This is a genomic window from Mycobacterium sp. (assembly GCF_032159565.1).
Taxonomy (GTDB): domain Bacteria; phylum Actinomycetota; class Actinomycetes; order Mycobacteriales; family Mycobacteriaceae; genus Mycobacterium.
In genome coordinates, this window is the sequence record NZ_JAVHWR010000129.1 from 13,198 (window position 1) to 30,294 (window position 17,097).

Annotated in this window: 12 protein-coding genes and 1 tRNA gene; 6 read left to right on the forward strand and 7 right to left on the reverse strand. The window is 66.5% G+C overall.

Annotation, left to right across the window (positions count from 1 at the left end; translation table 11 throughout):
* Positions 1-508 precede the first annotated feature (508 nt).
* Both QOC76_RS16515 and QOC76_RS16520 read right to left on the reverse strand, forming a co-directional pair.
* Entirely contained in the window at positions 509-1,780 is a 1,272-nt protein-coding gene (locus QOC76_RS16515) for a glycosyltransferase 87 family protein (protein WP_526358210.1), read from the reverse strand.
* Positions 1,781-2,153: 373 nt separating this feature from the next.
* A tRNA-Gly gene (locus tag QOC76_RS16520) sits at positions 2,154-2,227 on the reverse strand.
* A gap of 58 nt (positions 2,228-2,285) precedes the next feature.
* Between QOC76_RS16520 and dcd the strand changes: the two genes are divergently transcribed.
* The 6 genes from dcd (at position 2,286) to QOC76_RS16550 (ending at position 8,678) form a co-directional block, all read left to right on the forward strand.
* A complete protein-coding gene (dcd, locus tag QOC76_RS16525; RefSeq protein ID WP_526358212.1) occupies positions 2,286-2,858 on the forward strand; it encodes a dCTP deaminase in 573 nt (190 codons plus the stop codon).
* Positions 2,859-3,089: 231 nt separating this feature from the next.
* Entirely contained in the window at positions 3,090-4,760 is a 1,671-nt protein-coding gene (locus QOC76_RS16530; RefSeq protein WP_526358214.1) for a DUF7159 family protein, read from the forward strand.
* Between the two features lie 74 nt (positions 4,761-4,834).
* On the forward strand, positions 4,835-6,160 hold the full coding sequence (locus tag QOC76_RS16535) for a UDP-glucose dehydrogenase family protein (RefSeq protein WP_526358216.1): 1,326 nt from the start codon (positions 4,835-4,837) through the stop codon (positions 6,158-6,160).
* Between the two features lie 38 nt (positions 6,161-6,198).
* Entirely contained in the window at positions 6,199-7,509 is a 1,311-nt protein-coding gene (locus QOC76_RS16540) for a cytochrome P450 (protein ID WP_526358218.1), read from the forward strand.
* 56 nt (positions 7,510-7,565) lie between these two features.
* Entirely contained in the window at positions 7,566-8,315 is a 750-nt protein-coding gene (locus QOC76_RS16545) for a maleylpyruvate isomerase family mycothiol-dependent enzyme (protein WP_526358220.1), read from the forward strand.
* Between the two features lie 18 nt (positions 8,316-8,333).
* Entirely contained in the window at positions 8,334-8,678 is a 345-nt protein-coding gene (locus QOC76_RS16550) for a nuclear transport factor 2 family protein (RefSeq protein WP_526358222.1), read from the forward strand.
* Here the strand turns inward: QOC76_RS16550 and QOC76_RS16555 are convergent.
* The 5 genes from QOC76_RS16555 to QOC76_RS16575 form a co-directional block, all read right to left on the reverse strand.
* Positions 8,644-9,912, reverse strand: a complete 1,269-nt coding sequence (locus QOC76_RS16555) for a YibE/F family protein (RefSeq protein ID WP_526358224.1) — start codon at positions 9,910-9,912, stop codon at positions 8,644-8,646. The two genes, QOC76_RS16550 and QOC76_RS16555, sit on opposite strands and share 35 nt — an antisense overlap.
* An 88-nt stretch (positions 9,913-10,000) precedes the next feature.
* Positions 10,001-11,275 carry a pyridoxal phosphate-dependent aminotransferase gene (locus QOC76_RS16560; RefSeq protein WP_526358226.1) on the reverse strand — a complete coding sequence of 425 codons (1,275 nt, stop codon included), beginning with the start codon at positions 11,273-11,275 and terminating at the stop codon, positions 10,001-10,003.
* A 60-nt stretch (positions 11,276-11,335) separates the two neighbouring features.
* Positions 11,336-14,446: a (Fe-S)-binding protein gene (locus tag QOC76_RS16565; protein WP_526358228.1), complete on the reverse strand. Its 3,111-nt coding sequence runs from the start codon at positions 14,444-14,446 to the stop codon at positions 11,336-11,338.
* A 126-nt stretch (positions 14,447-14,572) separates the two neighbouring features.
* Positions 14,573-16,498, reverse strand: a complete 1,926-nt coding sequence (locus QOC76_RS16570; protein WP_526358230.1) for an Hsp70 family protein — start codon at positions 16,496-16,498, stop codon at positions 14,573-14,575.
* Between the two features lie 148 nt (positions 16,499-16,646).
* Positions 16,647-17,097 (reverse strand): LuxR C-terminal-related transcriptional regulator (locus QOC76_RS16575; RefSeq protein ID WP_526358232.1); only part of this gene is annotated, 451 nt, incomplete at its 5' end.

Consider the following 17,097-nt stretch of genomic DNA (forward strand, 5'->3'; position numbering starts at 1 on the left):
GCGCAACTGAGGGATTCCCGTCGATTCCCGGTGTTGAGCAGGACCGGCGGGTGAGCGGTCTGCGCCAACCGGTAGTGGGGTCTCACTTGCGAGACCACCGCTGATCCCGACGGCAAATCAATAAGCCGCCGAGTGGCAGAAGCCGACAACGACTAACGCTCCTGGAGCGGATAGAGATCTCGCTTCCCAATAAGCGAATCGGCCTAGCGCCAGTCGAATAACTGCCATCGACTTCAGCCGGCAAGGTGAACCGTATTACGTTGACCGCCAATAACATCCCGTCGTCGCCGAGATCGAACCACAAGGCGAAGCGAAGGGGTCAAATGCATATCCGCGTTCGTGAATCGGGTCGGCGCGTCCAACGCAAGCCGGTCAAGCGCTACCAAGCCGTCTGGTACGAGCAGGGCCGCGAGTTCCGCGAAACATGTGACACCCGCGAACCGGCTTGGATAGTCGATTGGGGCAGCGCCGCCGTCCAGGAAAACCCGACAACGGCTAATGATCGCGGTTAGAGCGGGCCGATGCTCGCTCTTGGTCGACTGCCCTCCACCATCGCGTCAATGCCGATCCTTGCGGCCGCTGGGTGCTGTCGTGCCCGCCAGAATGTGTACACGCTGCAGATGAGCACGATAGTAAGCGCGAAAAGGTAAGCCGCCGGAAGAAGCTGATTCCACGTCCCCGGGTGGCGCAAGGACATCAGACCCGCTTGTGGAGGCGAGCTTCGCGATGCGATGAACCACCCCCCGAAGATCGCCGCAAGCGTCCACATTGCCAGCGCCGCGACGCGCGAACGGTGTACGAACCCCAGAAGCCCGAGGTGGACAAGAAGCGGTGCGAACCACACCCAGTGGTGGCTCCAGCTGAAGGGTGAAGCGGCGGCCGAGGTCATCCCCGCGATGGCGACGCCCAACAGTAAATGACCGCGACGCCACGCCACCGCGGCGATGGCGATGGCGAAGATCGCGAATACGACTGCGGCCGCGGTCTCCCACCGCGTCACCCAGTTAAGCCGCGCGAGTAGTCCAGCCAGACTGGTGTTCGCCAGAGGATCGCTGGAGATCCGTCGTACATCGTGAAACCGTCCCCGCAGCCAGAACTCGTTCGAATCGGCCGGCAGCAGAACGAAACCGACGGCGATAGTCGAGATGAACGTCAATCCAGCGATGACTGCCTCGCGACGTCGCCCGGTTGCGACGAGAAAGATGATGAAGAGCGCGGGAGTCAGTTTGATCCCGGCGGCGATCCCGATACCTATCCCAGTCCACCTGCGGGACGGTTGCGACAGCACATCAGCGAGGACGATCGCCATCATGATCAAATTGATCTGGCCGAGCTGCAGCGAAAGCCGGACAGGCTCCAGCCAGATGATCGGAGCCATCAGAAGCGCCGTCAACCCCCACAGACCGGTTACGGTCGTGATTCCTACAGCACTGAGCATCCGGTGGACGATGTAACCCACGCAGGCAATGTTCAGCAAAAGACCAAGGGTGAGAATGGCGGGCTGGCTCAACCCGATCAGCGGGAGAAAGCACAGCGCAGCGAATGGCGTGTAGTCGAAAAGCATCGTGTGTGAATCTCCGGTCATCCCCACCGAGTAGAGGTCTTGACCATCCCAGGCGCGCACTGCTCCGAACCGGTACACCAACAGGTCGACCTGGTTGGCCAGGCTGGGCCACCGCAGATATGCGGCTAGGTACAACGCCAACGCAACCAATAAGACGACCGGCCCCAACACACGGACCGATCGAGAGATTGCGCGCGCGGGGAGATGGTCCTGCACGATAAGGCGACTCCTTCATCGGTGTCCGTACTCGCTGCCTTGGGCAATTACGGTGCGCGAGGATAGCGGTCAACCCTGAAAGCGCCCCAGTACGGGGGAGGCTTCCGTGACTACGCAGCCCATAGACGGGCGTTAGAAGTGCCGATCGTCACAACCCCGAGCCAATCCATCTGAGCCGCATTTCGAGTGCCCTCGATACCTGGCCGACAACTAAGCAGCGAAGTGCGGGAGACGTACGACACCTGCCACCCGCGCGCAGCGCCCGGCAAACGGTTTCGCAGTGGTTGTCCCCGCGCCCCGGTCAAACGACGGTCAAAAGATAATTCTGACGGGCGTCGGCAGTCGCGGAATATGCCGCCGAACTGCGGATTCGTGGAGCCGATGACGGGAATCGAACCCGCGTATTCAGCTTGGGAAGCTGATGTTCTGCCATTGAACTACATCGGCCTGCCCGGCTGGTGCCGGTGATCACGAAGGCTAACACTCCAGCGGTTACGCTCGTCGGGTGCTGCTCTCCGATCGCGACCTCCGCAGCGAGATAGCCGCGGGACGTCTTGGCATCGATCCATACGACGAGAGCCTGGTGCAGCCGTCAAGCGTCGATGTCCGGCTGGACAACCTGTTTCGGGTATTCAACAACACCCGCTACACCCATATCGACCCGTCGGTGCGCCAGGACGACCTCACCACCCTGGTGGAGCCGAAGGAGGGCGAGCCCTTCGTGCTGCATCCCGGCGAGTTCGTGCTCGGCTCGACCCTGGAACGGTGCACCCTTCCCGACGACCTCGCCGGCCGACTCGAGGGCAAGTCATCGCTTGGCCGGCTCGGCCTGCTGACACACTCGACCGCGGGCTTCATCGATCCGGGCTTCAGCGGGCACATCACCCTCGAGCTGTCTAACGTCGCGAACCTGCCGATCACCCTGTGGCCGGGCATGAAGATCGGCCAACTCTGCCTACTGCGGCTGACCAGTCCGGCGGAGAATCCCTACGGCAGCGCGAAAGCCGGCTCCAAGTATCAAGGTCAGCGCGGACCGACGCCGTCACGGTCGTATCAGAACTTCATCAAGTCGAACTAGCGGGAAGTTGAACCGAGGCACTCGCGTTTACATGAACGCGGGTAGATTTGAAAACCGGCGCCGGCGAGCATCCGCGCCGTCGCGATCCGGCCAGCGTTTCACCGCCACTAGCAAATGCGGTTGGCTGTAACAGCCGCCCTGGTAGAGGCGATGAAGTAACTAGTTGTCGGCTCGCGCGGAACGAATGCGCAACGGCAGCTTAGACAGCGTAGCAAACACTTTGGAGGGTCAGTGGACATCGTATTAGGTGTGTCGATGACACCTACAACGGTCCGCATGGTGCTGGTCGAGGGCGAAAAAGCCGACGGTGTCACCGTCGATCACGATGTCTTCGACATCAAGGGGGCCGACGGCTCAGCAACGTCGAGTCCGGCCGACCAGGTCGCCGCGGCGGTGCTCGGAACGCAGGAAAGCGCCGCGACGAGCGGTCATCACCTGAAGTCGATCGGCGTGACGTGGACGCACCATTCCGACGCCGCGGCACTGCGGGACACTCTTGCGGCGCGCGGCATCGAGGACGTCATGCTCGTCTCCGCGACGCACGCCGCTGCGTCGCTCGCCCAGGCCGTCGGCCGCGCCATCGGATACGACACCACCGCACTGCTGTTCATCGAGAAGGACACCGCCACCCTCTCGGTCGTACAGACCGAAGACGGGTCGGTTGTCAAGGTGCTCAGCCGCGATCTGCACGACTCCGACGCGATGGCGGTCTTCACCGAGATGGCCAAGTCCGTCGAGTCCGCGCAGGCGCCGCCGCAGGGCCTGTTCATCGTCGGCTCCGGCGTCGACGCCGCGGCGGTGAAGGCCCACCTTGAAAATCTGGTGGCTCTGCCCGTCAGCGCCCCGGACGAACCGGAGCTCGCCCTCGCCCGCGGCGCGGCGCTCGCGTCTGCGCATGCACCCGAGATGGAGGCATCGACGGCGGGCCTCGCCTATTCGCAGGACCGCGACGGGACCACCGCCGCCAGCGCCTACCCGGAGCTGGCCGGAGCGGTCACGCAAATGGCCGGCGTGGCCACACAGATGGCACCCGCTCGTACCGACGAGGCGTATTCGGATCTGCTGGCGTATTCCGACGAGATACCGGAGCCCGACCCCGAGCCCTCCTATGAGGAAGAATCCCACAAGCCGTTCCTGCTGGTTGGCAGTGCGCTGACCTCGATCTTCGTGGTCGGCGTCGTCGCCCTCGTGATCTCGCTGGCGGTCAGCATCCGCCCGACGGTCGACCAGCGGCCGAGCCCGGGTGAGACGCCGGTCATCCCAAGTCAGGTCGCCCCCGCACCGGCGCAGGAATTGGCCCCGGCCGCTCCCGCGCCGGCTCCGGCGCCTGCCGCGCCCCCGCCGGAGACCATCAAGGCGCCCGTGCCGGTGGTGCAGCAGGCCCCGGCACAGGCACCCCGGACCGTGTTCGTCGAGCAGCCCGCGGCCCCCGCGCCCGCGGCGGCTCTGGCTCCGGCTCCGGCCGCGCCGGCACCCGTACCTGCCGCACCTGTCCCAGTGCCCGCGGCCCCGGTCGTGCCGCCGATCTACAACCCGCCCGTCTACAACCCGCCGGTCTACGCACCGCAGCGACCGCCGGCGTGGGTCCCGCCGTGGCGCAACCAACCACAGAGGCCGGCGTGGCAGCCCCCGTGGAGCCCGCCGCAACAGGATCCGCCGCAGCAGGTTCCCTATGATCCGCCGCAACAGTCCCCGCAGTATCCCGGCGGCGGCGGCTCGAGTGGGTACCCCGGCTCGAGCGACTATCCGGGGTCGAGCGGTTCGGGTTCGGGTTCGAGTCAATATCCCGGCTCCAGCGGCTACCCCGGCTCGGGATCCGGTGACTACGGAGGCGGCGGTTCCGGCTCGCGTGGTGGTGGCCCGAGTATCTGTGTGTTCGGCATCTGCAGCGGCGGACACTAGCCGGTCACCTACCGTTGGTCTCCCGCTTGGTGTCGCTTAGCAGTTAGCTAATCGCAGCCGCCTATAGAGGCAGTATGCGATGCACTGTGTTCGGCACGGGCTACCTCGGAGCGACTCATGCCGCCGGGATGGCCGAACTGGGTCACGAGGTTCTCGGCGTCGACATCGATCCGGGCAAGGTCGCGAAATTGGCGGCCGGTGACATTCCGTTCTACGAACCCGGCCTGCGAAAGATGTTGAGCGACAACCTCGCCGCGGGCAGGCTGCACTTCACGACGGATTACGACGCGGCAGTCGATTTCGCCGACGTGCACTTCCTCGGCGTCGGAACGCCGCAGAAGAAGGGCGAATACGGCGCCGACCTGCGTCATGTGCACGCCGTCATCGACACCCTGGTTCCACGGCTGCGCCGCTCGGCGGTGATCGTCGGCAAGTCGACCGTGCCGGTGGGCACCGCAGCCGAACTCGGTGCCAGGGCGCGTGCTCTGGCCGCCGACGGCATCGACGTCGAAATCGCCTGGAATCCCGAGTTTCTGCGTGAGGGCTTCGCCGTGCACGACACGCTGCATCCCGACCGGATCGTGCTCGGCGTGCAGCCGGACTCGGTCGTCGCCGAAGCCGCGATTCGCCAGTTGTACAAGCCTCTGCTCGACGAGGAAGTCCCCTTCCTGCTGACCGATCTGCAGACCGCCGAGCTGGTCAAGGTCTCGGCGAACGCCTTTCTCGCGACCAAGATCTCGTTCATCAACGCCATCTCCGAGGTGTGTGAGGCGGTCGACGCCGACGTGACCCTGCTCGCCGACGCACTGGGTCACGACCCGCGCATCGGACGTCGGTTTCTCAACGCAGGCCTCGGCTTTGGCGGCGGGTGCCTGCCGAAGGACATTCGCGCGTTCATGGCGCGCGCAGGAGAGCTCGGCGCCAACCATGCGCTGACGTTCCTGCGCGAGGTCGACAGCATCAACATGCGTCGCCGCAGCCGGATGGTCGAGCTGGCGACGAAGGCCTGCGGGTCGTTGCTGGGCGCCAACGTCGCGGTGCTCGGTGCGGCGTTCAAGCCCGAGTCCGACGACGTGCGGGACTCGCCCGCCCTCAATGTCGCAGGCATGCTGCAGCTCAACGGCGCGACCGTGAACGTCTACGACCCCAAGGCGATGGAGAACAGCCAGCGGCTCTTCCCGACCCTGAACTACTCCACGTCGGTGATCGAGGCGTGTGAACGCGCCGATGCCGTCCTGGTGCTCACCGAATGGCGGGAGTTCGTCGAGCTGGACCCGGTCGATCTCGCCGACACGGTGCGCGCCAAAGTTGTTGTGGATGGCCGTAATTGCCTGGACTCGGCCAAATGGACGGATGCGGGCTGGCGGGTGTACGCGCTCGGCAAGAGCGCCACTGTTTGACGCTTGTCTAACAACGTCGGCGGTCGTAAGCTCGCGTCATGAGGCAACGAATCCGCTGGCTTGCGCTGCACGGAGTCATCCGCGGCCTCTCGAAGATCGGCACTCGCAACGGTGATCCGCAGGCGCGGCTGATCGCCGACCCCGTCGTTCGGGAGAATCCGGCCGCGTTCGCCGACGAGTGCCGGGTAAGAGGTCCGATCATCCGGTGCCGCGCCGTGCTGCTGACGTTCGACCACGGGGTGGCGCATGAGCTGCTGCGATCCGACGATTTCAGCGTCACCGAGCAGGGCGGTAACCTGCCCAAGCCGCTGCGCTGGGTCGCGAAGAAGGCCGACCCCGGACTGCTTCATCCGCTGCGACCGCCATCGCTGTTGTCGGTTGAGCCGCCCGACCACACCCGCTATCGAAAGCTGGTGTCGTCGGTGTTCACCCCGCGTGCCGTTGCGACGCTGCGGGAGCGGGTCGAAGAGACCGCGACCGCACTGCTCGACCAACTCGAAGGCGACACCGAGGTCGTCGACATCGTCGGCCGCTACTGCTCGCAGCTTCCGGTCGCCATCATCGGCGATGTCCTCGGCGTACCCGACGAAGATCGGTCGCGCATATTGCATTTCGGTGAGTTGGGCGCGCCCAGCCTCGACATCGGTGTGACATGGCGGCAGTTCCAGCAGGTGAACACGGGCATCGTCGGCTTCAACACCTGGCTCGCCGACCATCTGCAACAGCTGCGCCGCGATCCTGGCGAGGACCTGATGAGCCAGATCATCAAGGCCTCCGACGAGGGCCCGCAGCTGAGCTTTCAAGAGCTGCAGGCGCTCGCGGGCCTCGTCTTGGCGGCCGGCTTCGAAACCACGGTCAACTTGCTGGGCAACGGAATTCGGATGCTGATCGACACTCCGGAGCACCTCGAAACGCTCGCCGCCCGGCCGGAGCTGTGGCCCAACGCCGTCGAGGAAATCCTGCGGCTCGACTCACCGGTGCAGATGACCGCTCGCGTGGCGTGCAGGGACGTCGACGTGGCAGGCACCCGCGTGCAGGAAGACGAAACCGTGGTCATCCATCTGGCCGGGGCGAACCGTGACCCGAAGGTCTTCGACGATCCGAATCGCTTCGACATCGAACGCGACAATGCGGGTAAGCACCTGTCCTTCTCCGGCGGCAGGCACTTCTGCCTTGGAGCGGCGCTGGCCCGTGCCGAAGGGGAGGTCGGGTTGCGGACGTTCTTCGAGCGCTTCCCGCACGCGCGTCTTGCGGGCACCGGCAGCAGGCGCGACACCCGGGTGCTGCGGGGTTGGTCGTCGCTTCCGATCGCGCTGGGAACCGCGAACACGGTGAGTTCGTCGGCCTAGGCCCGTCGTATCCGGATCAGAGGTTTCCGCGACGCCTATTGAGCTAGGTTCGTGACGTGGATTTCCGCGCTGCGCTCATCGAGGAGACCAAAGCGTTCGGCGAACTGATTCGCGGCGCCGATCCGGCACTGCCCGTACCGACATGTCCGGAGTGGACGATCAGAAAGCTGTTCCGCCACGTCGGCCGGGGAAACAGATGGGCCGCGCAGATCGTCGCGGACCTGCGCAGCGAGCCGCTCGACCCCCGTGAGGTGCCCGACGGTAAACCGCCGGACGATCCCGACGCCGCCATCGACTGGCTCAACGCGGGCGCCCGGCTCATCGTGGACTCGGTCGACGCCGTCGGCGCCCACACCCGCGTGTGGACCTTCATCGGCCCCAGGCGGGCGGATTGGTGGGTTCGCAGGCGGGTGCACGAAGCGACCGTCCACCGCGCCGACGCCGCGATCGCGCTCGGCGCGGACTTTGCGCTGACGCCCGAACTGGCCGCCGACGGCATCGACGAGTGGCTGGAGCGCATCGCCGTCGAGGCGAGCGGCGAAACCTCTCCGTTGGACGAGGGCCGGACGCTGCACCTGCACGCCACCGACGACGGTCTGGGCGCTGCAGGGGAGTGGAGCATCACCGGCACCGACGACGGGATCGCGTTCACGCACGAGCACGGCAAGGGCGACGTCGCACTGCGGGGACCAGCAACGGATCTGCTGCTAGCCGTGGTCCGCCGCCACCCGGCGGCCGACGGGAGCCTGGAGATGTTCGGTGACCCCGCCGTATGGGACGGGTGGCTTGAGCGCACACCCTTCTGAGTGGCGTACGTTTCGTTCATGACGACTTCGGAGATCGCAACCGTCCTCGCCTGGCACGACGCGCTCAACACCAAGGATTTCGACACTCTGGCCGAATTGTCCAGTGACGACATCGAGTTCGGTGACGCGAATGGTGCAGGGCAGGGCCGCGACGCGCTGCTGCAGTGGGCCCGGTCACTCGACACAATCGTCGATGTGGGCCGGATGTATGTGCACGACGGCGTCGTGGTCACCGAGCACACCGGCGGCGGGGCGTGGGCGTTCCGGGTGGTACACGATGACGTCACGTCGGTGTTCCGGCACGCCGACCTGCACTCTGCACTCGCCGCTACCGAGCTGACCGAGAAGGACCTCGTCGGCTGACGGTGGCTACCCCGCCGGGCGTGGCCAGCACGGCCGCGATCGCGGTCGTCAGCGGCACCGACAGCGCCAGCGCGATGCCGCCGACCGCCGAACGGGCGATCTCGATGGCGACCGTCTCACTGGTCAGCACGTCGCCGAGCGGCCGGTTGGCGACACTGAACAGCAACAGCAGCGGCAGAGCGCTGCCCGCATATGCCAGCACCAGCGTGTAGACGGTGCTTGCGATGTGGTCGCGGCCGACCCGCATCGCGCTGAGGAAGATCCCGCGCCGGGTGCTGCCGTCGCCCACCTCCGCCAACTCGAACACCGTCGACGCCTGCGTGACGGTCACGTCGTTGAGCACGCCCAGCGAGCCGATGATGAACCCGGCCAGCAGCAGTCCGGTGATCGACACCTGGCCCAGGTAAGCGGCGACCTCGTTGTTCTGCTCTTCCGAAAGACCGGTGAGATGCGCGAGTGCGATTGCGGCCCAGGACAATACGGCCGCGACGAGCAGCGAGGTCAACGTTCCCAGCAGTGCGGCGCTGGTGCGTAGGCTCACGCCGTGCGCCAGATAGATGACTGCATACAAGATGGCGGCGGACGCCACCAACGCGACCGGAATCGCGGGGGAACCGTCGCGGAGAGCGGGCAGCAGGAACACCACCAACACTGCGAACGCGACGACGATGCCGACCAGCGCCCGCAGTCCGCGCCATCGGGCGACGGCGACGATGACAAGGGCGAACGCCGCAGCGAGCACGACCAGCGGCCAGGTGCGCTCGTAGTCGTAGAACGCGTAGGTGGTGGCTCCGGACTGATCGACCTGTCGGCTGATGCGGATGTGATCGCCCGGCGCCAGCGTCGGCTGACCGGGTCCGCTGCTGAACTCCAGCACCGTCTTGGCGTTGGCGTTGGGTCCGGAATCGATCGTCACCACCGTGTGCACGCAGGGCGCATCCTTGGCCTCGGCCGGCGTGACGCTCCTGGTGATCACCGCGCCGACGTCGGGGCCGCCGCAATCCGCCTTGCCGGTCGACAGCACGGTGCCTGCCTCGGTGCTCACCGCACCGCCCGAGGCGTTCTGGAAGGGCAGCGGAATGTCGACCTTCTCTTGGCCGGGCCACAACAGGGCGGCGCCCGCCACCACCGCGACACCGACCGCGACCAGGAGGCCGACGACGATCTTCGCGGCCAACGGCCCCAACGGGGACGGACCGGTCGACGTGTGTGAGTGGGCGTGCGAGTGCGTCACCCGCACGAGGGTAGAGGCAGCACCTGAACGAGCCCTCAGTAGTCGGCCATCACCATCGTTTCGAACATCTTCCGCAGAAGCGCTGCGCTCATTGGCGGTAGCCGGTCAGGAAGTTGCCGAGTCGTTCGATGGCGCTACTCAGGTCGCGGGCCCACGGCAGGGTGACGATCCGTAGGTGATCCGGTGTGGGCCAGTTGAATCCGGTGCCCTGGGTGACCAGGATCTTCTCCTGTAGCAGCAGATCCAGGACGAGTTGTTCGTCGTCGGCGATGTCATAGACCTCGGGATCCAGCCGGGGGAAGACATACAGCGCGCCTGCGGGTTTGACGCACGACACCCCTGGGATCTCGTTGAGCTTCGACACCGCGACGTCGCGCTGCTCGAGCAGGCGCCCACCGGGCAGCACCAGATCCTCGATGCTCTGATGCCCGCCAAGGGCGACCTGAATGGCATGCTGGGCGGGCACATTCGGACACAACCTCATGTTGGCCAGCAGGCTGATGCCTTCGATGAAGGACGCGGCGTGGTCCTTGGGCCCGGTGATCACCAGCCAACCGGACCGGTATCCGGCCACCCGGTAGGCCTTCGACAGCCCGTTGAACGTCAAGGTGAGCAGGTCCGGAGCGACCGTCGCGAGGCTGATGTGTTCGGCGTCGTCGTAGAGGATCTTGTCGTAGATCTCGTCGGCGAGAAGGAGCAGCTGGTGCTTGCGCGCCAGTTCGACCATCTGCTCGAGGACCTCGCGCGAATAGACCGCGCCGGTCGGGTTGTTGGGATTGATCACCACCAGTGCCTTGGTGCGGTCGGTGATCTTGGACTCCATGTCGGCGATGTCGGGCTGCCACCCCTGTGTCTCGTCGCAGAGGTAGTGCACGGGCGTGCCGCCCGCCAGTGACGTCGACGCCGTCCACAGCGGGTAGTCAGGAGCGGGGATCAGTACCTGATCGCCGTTGTCCAACAACGCCTGCAGCGTCATCGTGATCAACTCGGAAACGCCGTTGCCGAGATAGACATCGTCGACGTCGAAGCGCGGAAAGCCGTCGACGAGTTCGTAGCGGGTGAAGACGGCGCGGCGGGCGGCCTGGATGCCCTTGGAGTCCGAATACCCCTGCGCCTGCGGCAGCGCCTGGATCATGTCGCGCATGATGACGTCGGGCGCCTCGAACCCGAACGGCGCCGGGTTGCCGATGTTCAGCTTCAGGATGCGGTGGCCCTCGGCCTCCAGCCGCGCTGCATGCTCGTGCACCGGACCGCGAATCTCGTACAGGACGTCCTGCAGCTTCGACGACTGGGTGAACGTGCGCTGCCGCGGGTGTTGGCCTGTGGAATGCCACGGCACCTGGTGGGTAGTCACGTCGTCCATCGTCTCATCGATGGCAAATCGAATTTGCCGATCGATACCGGGCTGTGATGTTCGTCAACGTCAGCGCTTACCCGGTGGCCGCGCCCCCTTAGCGATGCCGAGTCCCTTCACCGGTGTCGCCGGCTTGTCGCCGTTGCCCTCGCCGGCCGGCTCGGGGCTGGAAGGCTCAGTCGCGGTGGCGGTTTCGCCATCGTCCTGTGGTTCCTGCTGCGGTGCAGCGGGTTCGGCTTCAGGAGCCGCCGGCGCCTTCTTGGCGCCGGGCCTGCGGGCACCCGGTGCGATGCCGAGTCCCTTGACCTCGGCTTCGGGCTTGGCGATCCCGAGGTCGGAGTCGGCAGTGTCGGTCTTGGCTCCTGGCTCCGCCTTGTCGGGATCGACGTTGGGCGGCTGCGTGACGGTGGCCTCGCCCTCGTTCGGCGCAGGCTTCGCGGGAGCCTTCTTGGCCCCTGGGCGGCGTGCGCCCGCGGCGATGCCCAGTCCCTTCACCTCGGCTTCGGGCTTGGCGGGTGCCTCGGCGGTCGCCTCTGCAGGCGCCTCGGCGGTCGCCTCGGCAGGCGCCTCGGCCTTCGCCTCGGCAGGCGCCTCGGCCTTCGCCTCGGCAGGCGCGGCTGCGGTCTTCTTTGCACCCGGTCGTTTGGCTCCCGCGGCGATGCCGAGACCCTTGGCAGGAGCGGCCTCTGCGGGCTTGTCCTCCTTCGCCGCCGGTTCGGCAGGCGCTGCCGCGGCCTTCTTCGCGCCGGGGCGCTTCGCACCGCCCGCGATGCCGAGTCCCTTGACGGGCGCGGCAGCCGCAGGCTTCTCCGGGGCGGGAGCGGCCGTCGCCTTCGGCTCCTCCTGGGTCTTGGCGGGCCCGGTCTCATCGATCGTCGCGGTAGACGCCTCGACCCTGGCTGCCCGCTTCTCGGCCTCCTTTGCGGCGGTGCCCTTTTCGGGCAGGGTGACCGAGCTCTTGTCGAGCGAGCCGAGCAGCAGCTGCGCCACGTCGAGAACCTCGGCCTTGGGCAGATCCTTGGCTGCGGCGACGTCGTCGACGCCATCGGTGATCATCACGCGGCAGAACGGGCAGCCGGTGGCGATCTTCGACGCGCCGGTGTCCAGCGCCTCCTCGACGCGCTCGTGGTTCACCCGCTTGCCGATGTGCTCTTCCATCCACATCCGCGCACCGCCTGCGCCGCAGCACAATCCGCGGTCGGCGTGGCGCGGCATCTCGGTGAGCTTCGCGCCGGACGCGCCGATGAGTTCGCGCGGAGCGTCGTAGACCTTGTTGTGCCGGCCCAGGTAGCACGGGTCGTGATAGGTGATGGGTGAGTCTTCGCCGTCCACCGGCTTCACCGGCACCAGCTTCTTGTCCCGGATCAGCAGGTTCAGTAGCTGCGTGTGGTGCAGCACTGTGAAATTGCCGCCCACTTGCGGGTATTCGCGGCCGAGCGTGTTGAAGCAGTGCGGGCAGGTGACGACGATCTTGCGGTCGACCCGCTCGACGCCTTCGAACAGATCGTTGAGGGTTTCGACGTTCTGCGCGGCGAGCTGCTGGAAAAGGAACTCGTTGCCGGAACGGCGGGCCGAGTCACCGTTGCAGGTTTCGCCCTCGCCGAGCACCAGATACTTCACTCCGGCGGTCGCGAGCAGTTCAGCGACGGCCTTGGTGGTCTTCTTGGCGCGGTCCTCATAGGCGCCGGCGCAGCCCACCCAGAACAGGTACTCGTAACCTTCGAAGGAGTCGACATCCTTGCCGAACACCGGAACGTCGAACTCGACCTCGTCGATCCAGTTGGTCCGGTCCTTGGCGTTCTGGCCCCACGGATTGCCTTTGGTTTCGAGGTTTTTGAACAGCACTCCGAGTTCGCCGGGGAACTCCGACTCCATCATCACCTGATAGCGGCGCATGTCGACGATGTGGTCGATGTGCTCGATGTCCACCGGGCACTGCTCCACGCAGGCGCCGCAGGTGGTGCAGGACCACAGCACGTCCGGGTCGATGACGCCGAGCTCCTCGGCGGTGCCGACCAGTGGGCGGGTGGCCTGCAACGGTCCCGAACCGAGGACTCGCTCAAACGTCGACTCGGGAACATGGTGTTCCTCGTCGTGCTTCTCGCCGCGCAGCTCCTCGCCCAACCCGCCCTCCGGCGTGTTCTCCAGCGGAGTTTCCTTGTCGCCGAGGATGTACGGCGCCTTCGCGAACAGGTGGTCGCGCAGGTTCATGATGACGAGTTTCGGAGACAGCGGCTTGCCGGTGTTCCATGCCGGGCACTGCGACTGACAGCGACCACACTCGGTACACGTGGTGAAGTCCAGGTAGCCCTTCCAGGTGAAGTCCTCGATCTTCCCGCGGCCGAGCACGGCGTCCTCTGGCGGATCCTCGAAGTCGATCGGCTCGCCCTTGAACTCCACCGGCAGCAGCGGGCCCAAGGCGTCGGGCAACCGCTTGAAGGTGACGTTGAGCGGCGCGAGGCCGATGTGCAGGTGCTTCGAGTGCAACACGATCAGCAGGAAGATCAGCATCACGCCGATATGCAGCAGCAGCGCAACGGTTTCGAGCCACTCGTTGGCGGTGTGGCCGAGCGGGCTCAGGACCCAGCCCATGAAGTGCGAGAAGAAGGCGCCCTTTCCGTAGGGCAGGTTGTTGGTGTTGACCGCCGAGCCGCGGACGAGTGCATACGTCCAGATGACGTTGAAGATCATGAACAGGATGAGCCACGCACCACCGGTGTGGGAACCGTAGAACCGGGACTCGCGGCCGAGCTTCTTGGGTTCGCGGACGATGCGGATGATCGCGAAGGTGGTGATGCCGGCCAGTACCGCAAGTGCAATGAAGTCCTGCAGGAAGCCGAGGGCGTCCCAGCGGCCGACGATCGGGATGTGGAAGTCGTGGACGAACAACAGGCCATATGCCTCGAGGTAAACCGTCGCGAGGATGAAGAAGCCCCACATCGTGAAGAAGTGCGCCAGGCCGGGGATCGACCACTTGAGCAGTCGGGTCTGTCCGAAGACTTCTTTCACCTGGGTGGTGATGCGGGTGCCGAGGTTGTCTTTGCGGCCATGCTCGTCGCTTGTTTTCTGGCCGGACCGGATCAGGGTCGTCAACCAGAGGACGCGGCGGGCGGCGAGGACCAGTACAAGCGCGGTCATCCCGAGTCCGACGACGAGCCTGATCAGCGTATGGGTGTCCACCCGGTGCCTCCCGATATCTAAGTTACCCAAGAGTAACTTATCTGAAGTTACCCGTCGGTAACTTATGCTCGATGCCTGCTCATAGTTGCATCTCGCCGGGAAAGCTCGCTACGAAGGTTCGCCTTACTACGGCAGGGGCGCCAGCACGGGCGCCAATATCGGCGCTACCAGTCCGGGATTTGCCGGAGGCTTCTCCGCGCCGCCGGTACCGGTACCGGTACCCGTGCCCGTCTCCGTTCCGGTTCCCGTTCCCGTTCCGGTCCCGCCGGGAGCCGTGCCCGTTCCGCCCGTGCCGGTGCCCGTTCCGCCGGTTCCCGTCCCACCGGTTCCCGTCCCGCCCGTTCCGGTTCCGGTGCCGCCACCGCCCGTGCCCGGGTTGGTCGGGGGTGCAGGGTTTTCGGGTGCGGGTGCGGGTGCGGGTGCGGGTGCGGGTGCGGGTGCGGGCGCGGGTGCGGGCTCGGGTGCTGGTGCTGGTGCTGGTGCAGGTTCAGGAGCGGGAGCCTCTGGCGCGGGGGCCGGAGCCGTCCACTCCGGTGCGGGCTGGACCGCCGGTGCCTGTTGTTGTGGGCCCGGCGCCACCCGCGGCTGCGGCCGTGCCAGCACGGTCGTCACCACAGGTGCCTGCGCGGGCGCGGGCGCTTGCTGCGCCGGGGCCGCGGGCTCTGCGACGGGCGCAGGTGTCGGCGCAATGCTCGATGTCGTACCGGCCGGCACGGTGGAGGTGTCCCGGGTGAACGCCGTCAGCCCGAACACCACCGCGGCGACGACGGCGGCCGCCGCAGCCAGTCCGAACAACAGGACCGGACTGCGCCGCCCCGATCGGGTCGGATCGTCCCGCTGGTCGTGTTGGAAATGCACCTCCGGTCTGCTGTCGGCAGGTGTTGCCGCGTAGTGGTCGTCGAAGTGGGGTTCGGTCACCAGGACGTCATGCGGATCGTCTGCGACCTCGGACCAGGCCAACGCACCGACTGCAGGTGACGCGCCGCCCGCACCGAACGCCGCCGCCGCGACGGTGGCCGTTGCGGGTGCGGCAGGCGCCACCGTTGTCGCCGTCTCGACGATCTGGCTCCGGTGTGCGATCAACGCAACGCCTTGGGCAGCCGTCAGCTGTGGCGAAGGCGTGGTGACGACCGTCGTGCGGAGGTGCTCGGAGAGTCGCTGTGTGATCAGCGGAATGCGAGCGCCGCCACCGACCGTCGCGACGGCCGACACGCTCGCCAACCCGATGCGGTTGCGCTCCAGCGTGTCGGAAAGGACCGCAACGAACTCGGTCAGCGGCTCGTCGATAAGGTCGTCGAGCTCCATTCGGGTCATCCGAACGGTGGTCTCCAGCCCCGGCACGTCGACGACGATCGCGGTGGCCGTCTCGTCCGACAGCCGCTCCTTGGCGCGCCTGCACTCGTCGCGCAGCCTGCCAAGCGATCCGACCATCGAGGTGCCCGCAGGGTCGGCGCCCGACGCTTCGAAGATCCCCGCCACCACCCTTGTCAGGACTGCCTGGTCGATCTGGTCGCCCGAGAAGTCCTGCACGCGGACCGTCTCGCCGATCGGGGTGTCCTTCGCTCCCGCGTCGACCAGCGTGATGCTGGTGCCGCTGCCGCCGAAGTCGCACAGGACGATCACGCCCGCCGACGGCAGTCCCGGATTCGACCGCAGTGCCGTCAAAGCTGCGGCGGCGTCGGACACCAGCGGTGCCCCCGTCAGCCCGGGCTTGCTGCGCAGCGCAGTCCGTAGCGCCTCGACCATGGATGCGCGCCAGTGCGCAGGCACCGCGACGGCAAGCTCCGACACGGGCGCCTTGGCGGCATTGCGTGCGACACCGTCGAGCGCCTCTGCGAGCAGCAGCTCCGGGCGATGCCGGGAACCGTCCTGGGCGACCATCGGCACAGGATCGCCGACGCGGTCGACGAACCCGGTCAGCGTCAGACCTGGCTCTAGGGTGACCGCCGAGGGGCGAATGAGCGGTCGATGCCCGTCGCCGGTGCAGGCAAGGTTCGTGGCGCCAACGGTCAGGCCAAGCGAACTACCCCTGCCGACTTGCGGATTCGACATGCCACACCTTTACCTCGGATCGGTAACGAAACGCCTGGATCGACCCTATGGCGCAGGAATCGGCGACGGATCGGTGCTCACCCCGGTACCGGGGCAGGCCCCTTGGGGGATCTCGATTAGGGGATTCGAATGCGTTAGGGGATTCACATCAGCCAGGGGTGGCCAGCATGGCGCGCAGCATCGACAGCATTTCCGACCGGGAATCCGCGCCCAGCCTGCGGCGTATCCGCGCCACATGGTGCTCGACGGTCTTGGCCGAGATGAAGAGCTGGCTGCCGATGTCTCGATAGGGCATGCCGAGCAGCAACAGTTCGGCGACCTCGCGTTCGCGGTCGGACAACCGTGACGACTGCTGGCGGGCCGAGCCGGCCGGCGCTGTCGCCGTTGGTATCGATTCGACGCCCGGCCCGTCGTCGACGGCGGTCGTGAGCTTCAGGTCGCGGGCCAGCTGCAGCATGGCACCGGACACCCGACCGTCGGGGGTCTGCAGCGCCGCCTGGCCGGCCAACCTGGTGGCGTCCGAGGTGAGGCCGAACTGTGACAGCGAGCGAGCCGCGGCGGTGACCTCATCGCCGTCGACGTGGTTGGCCAGCACCCGC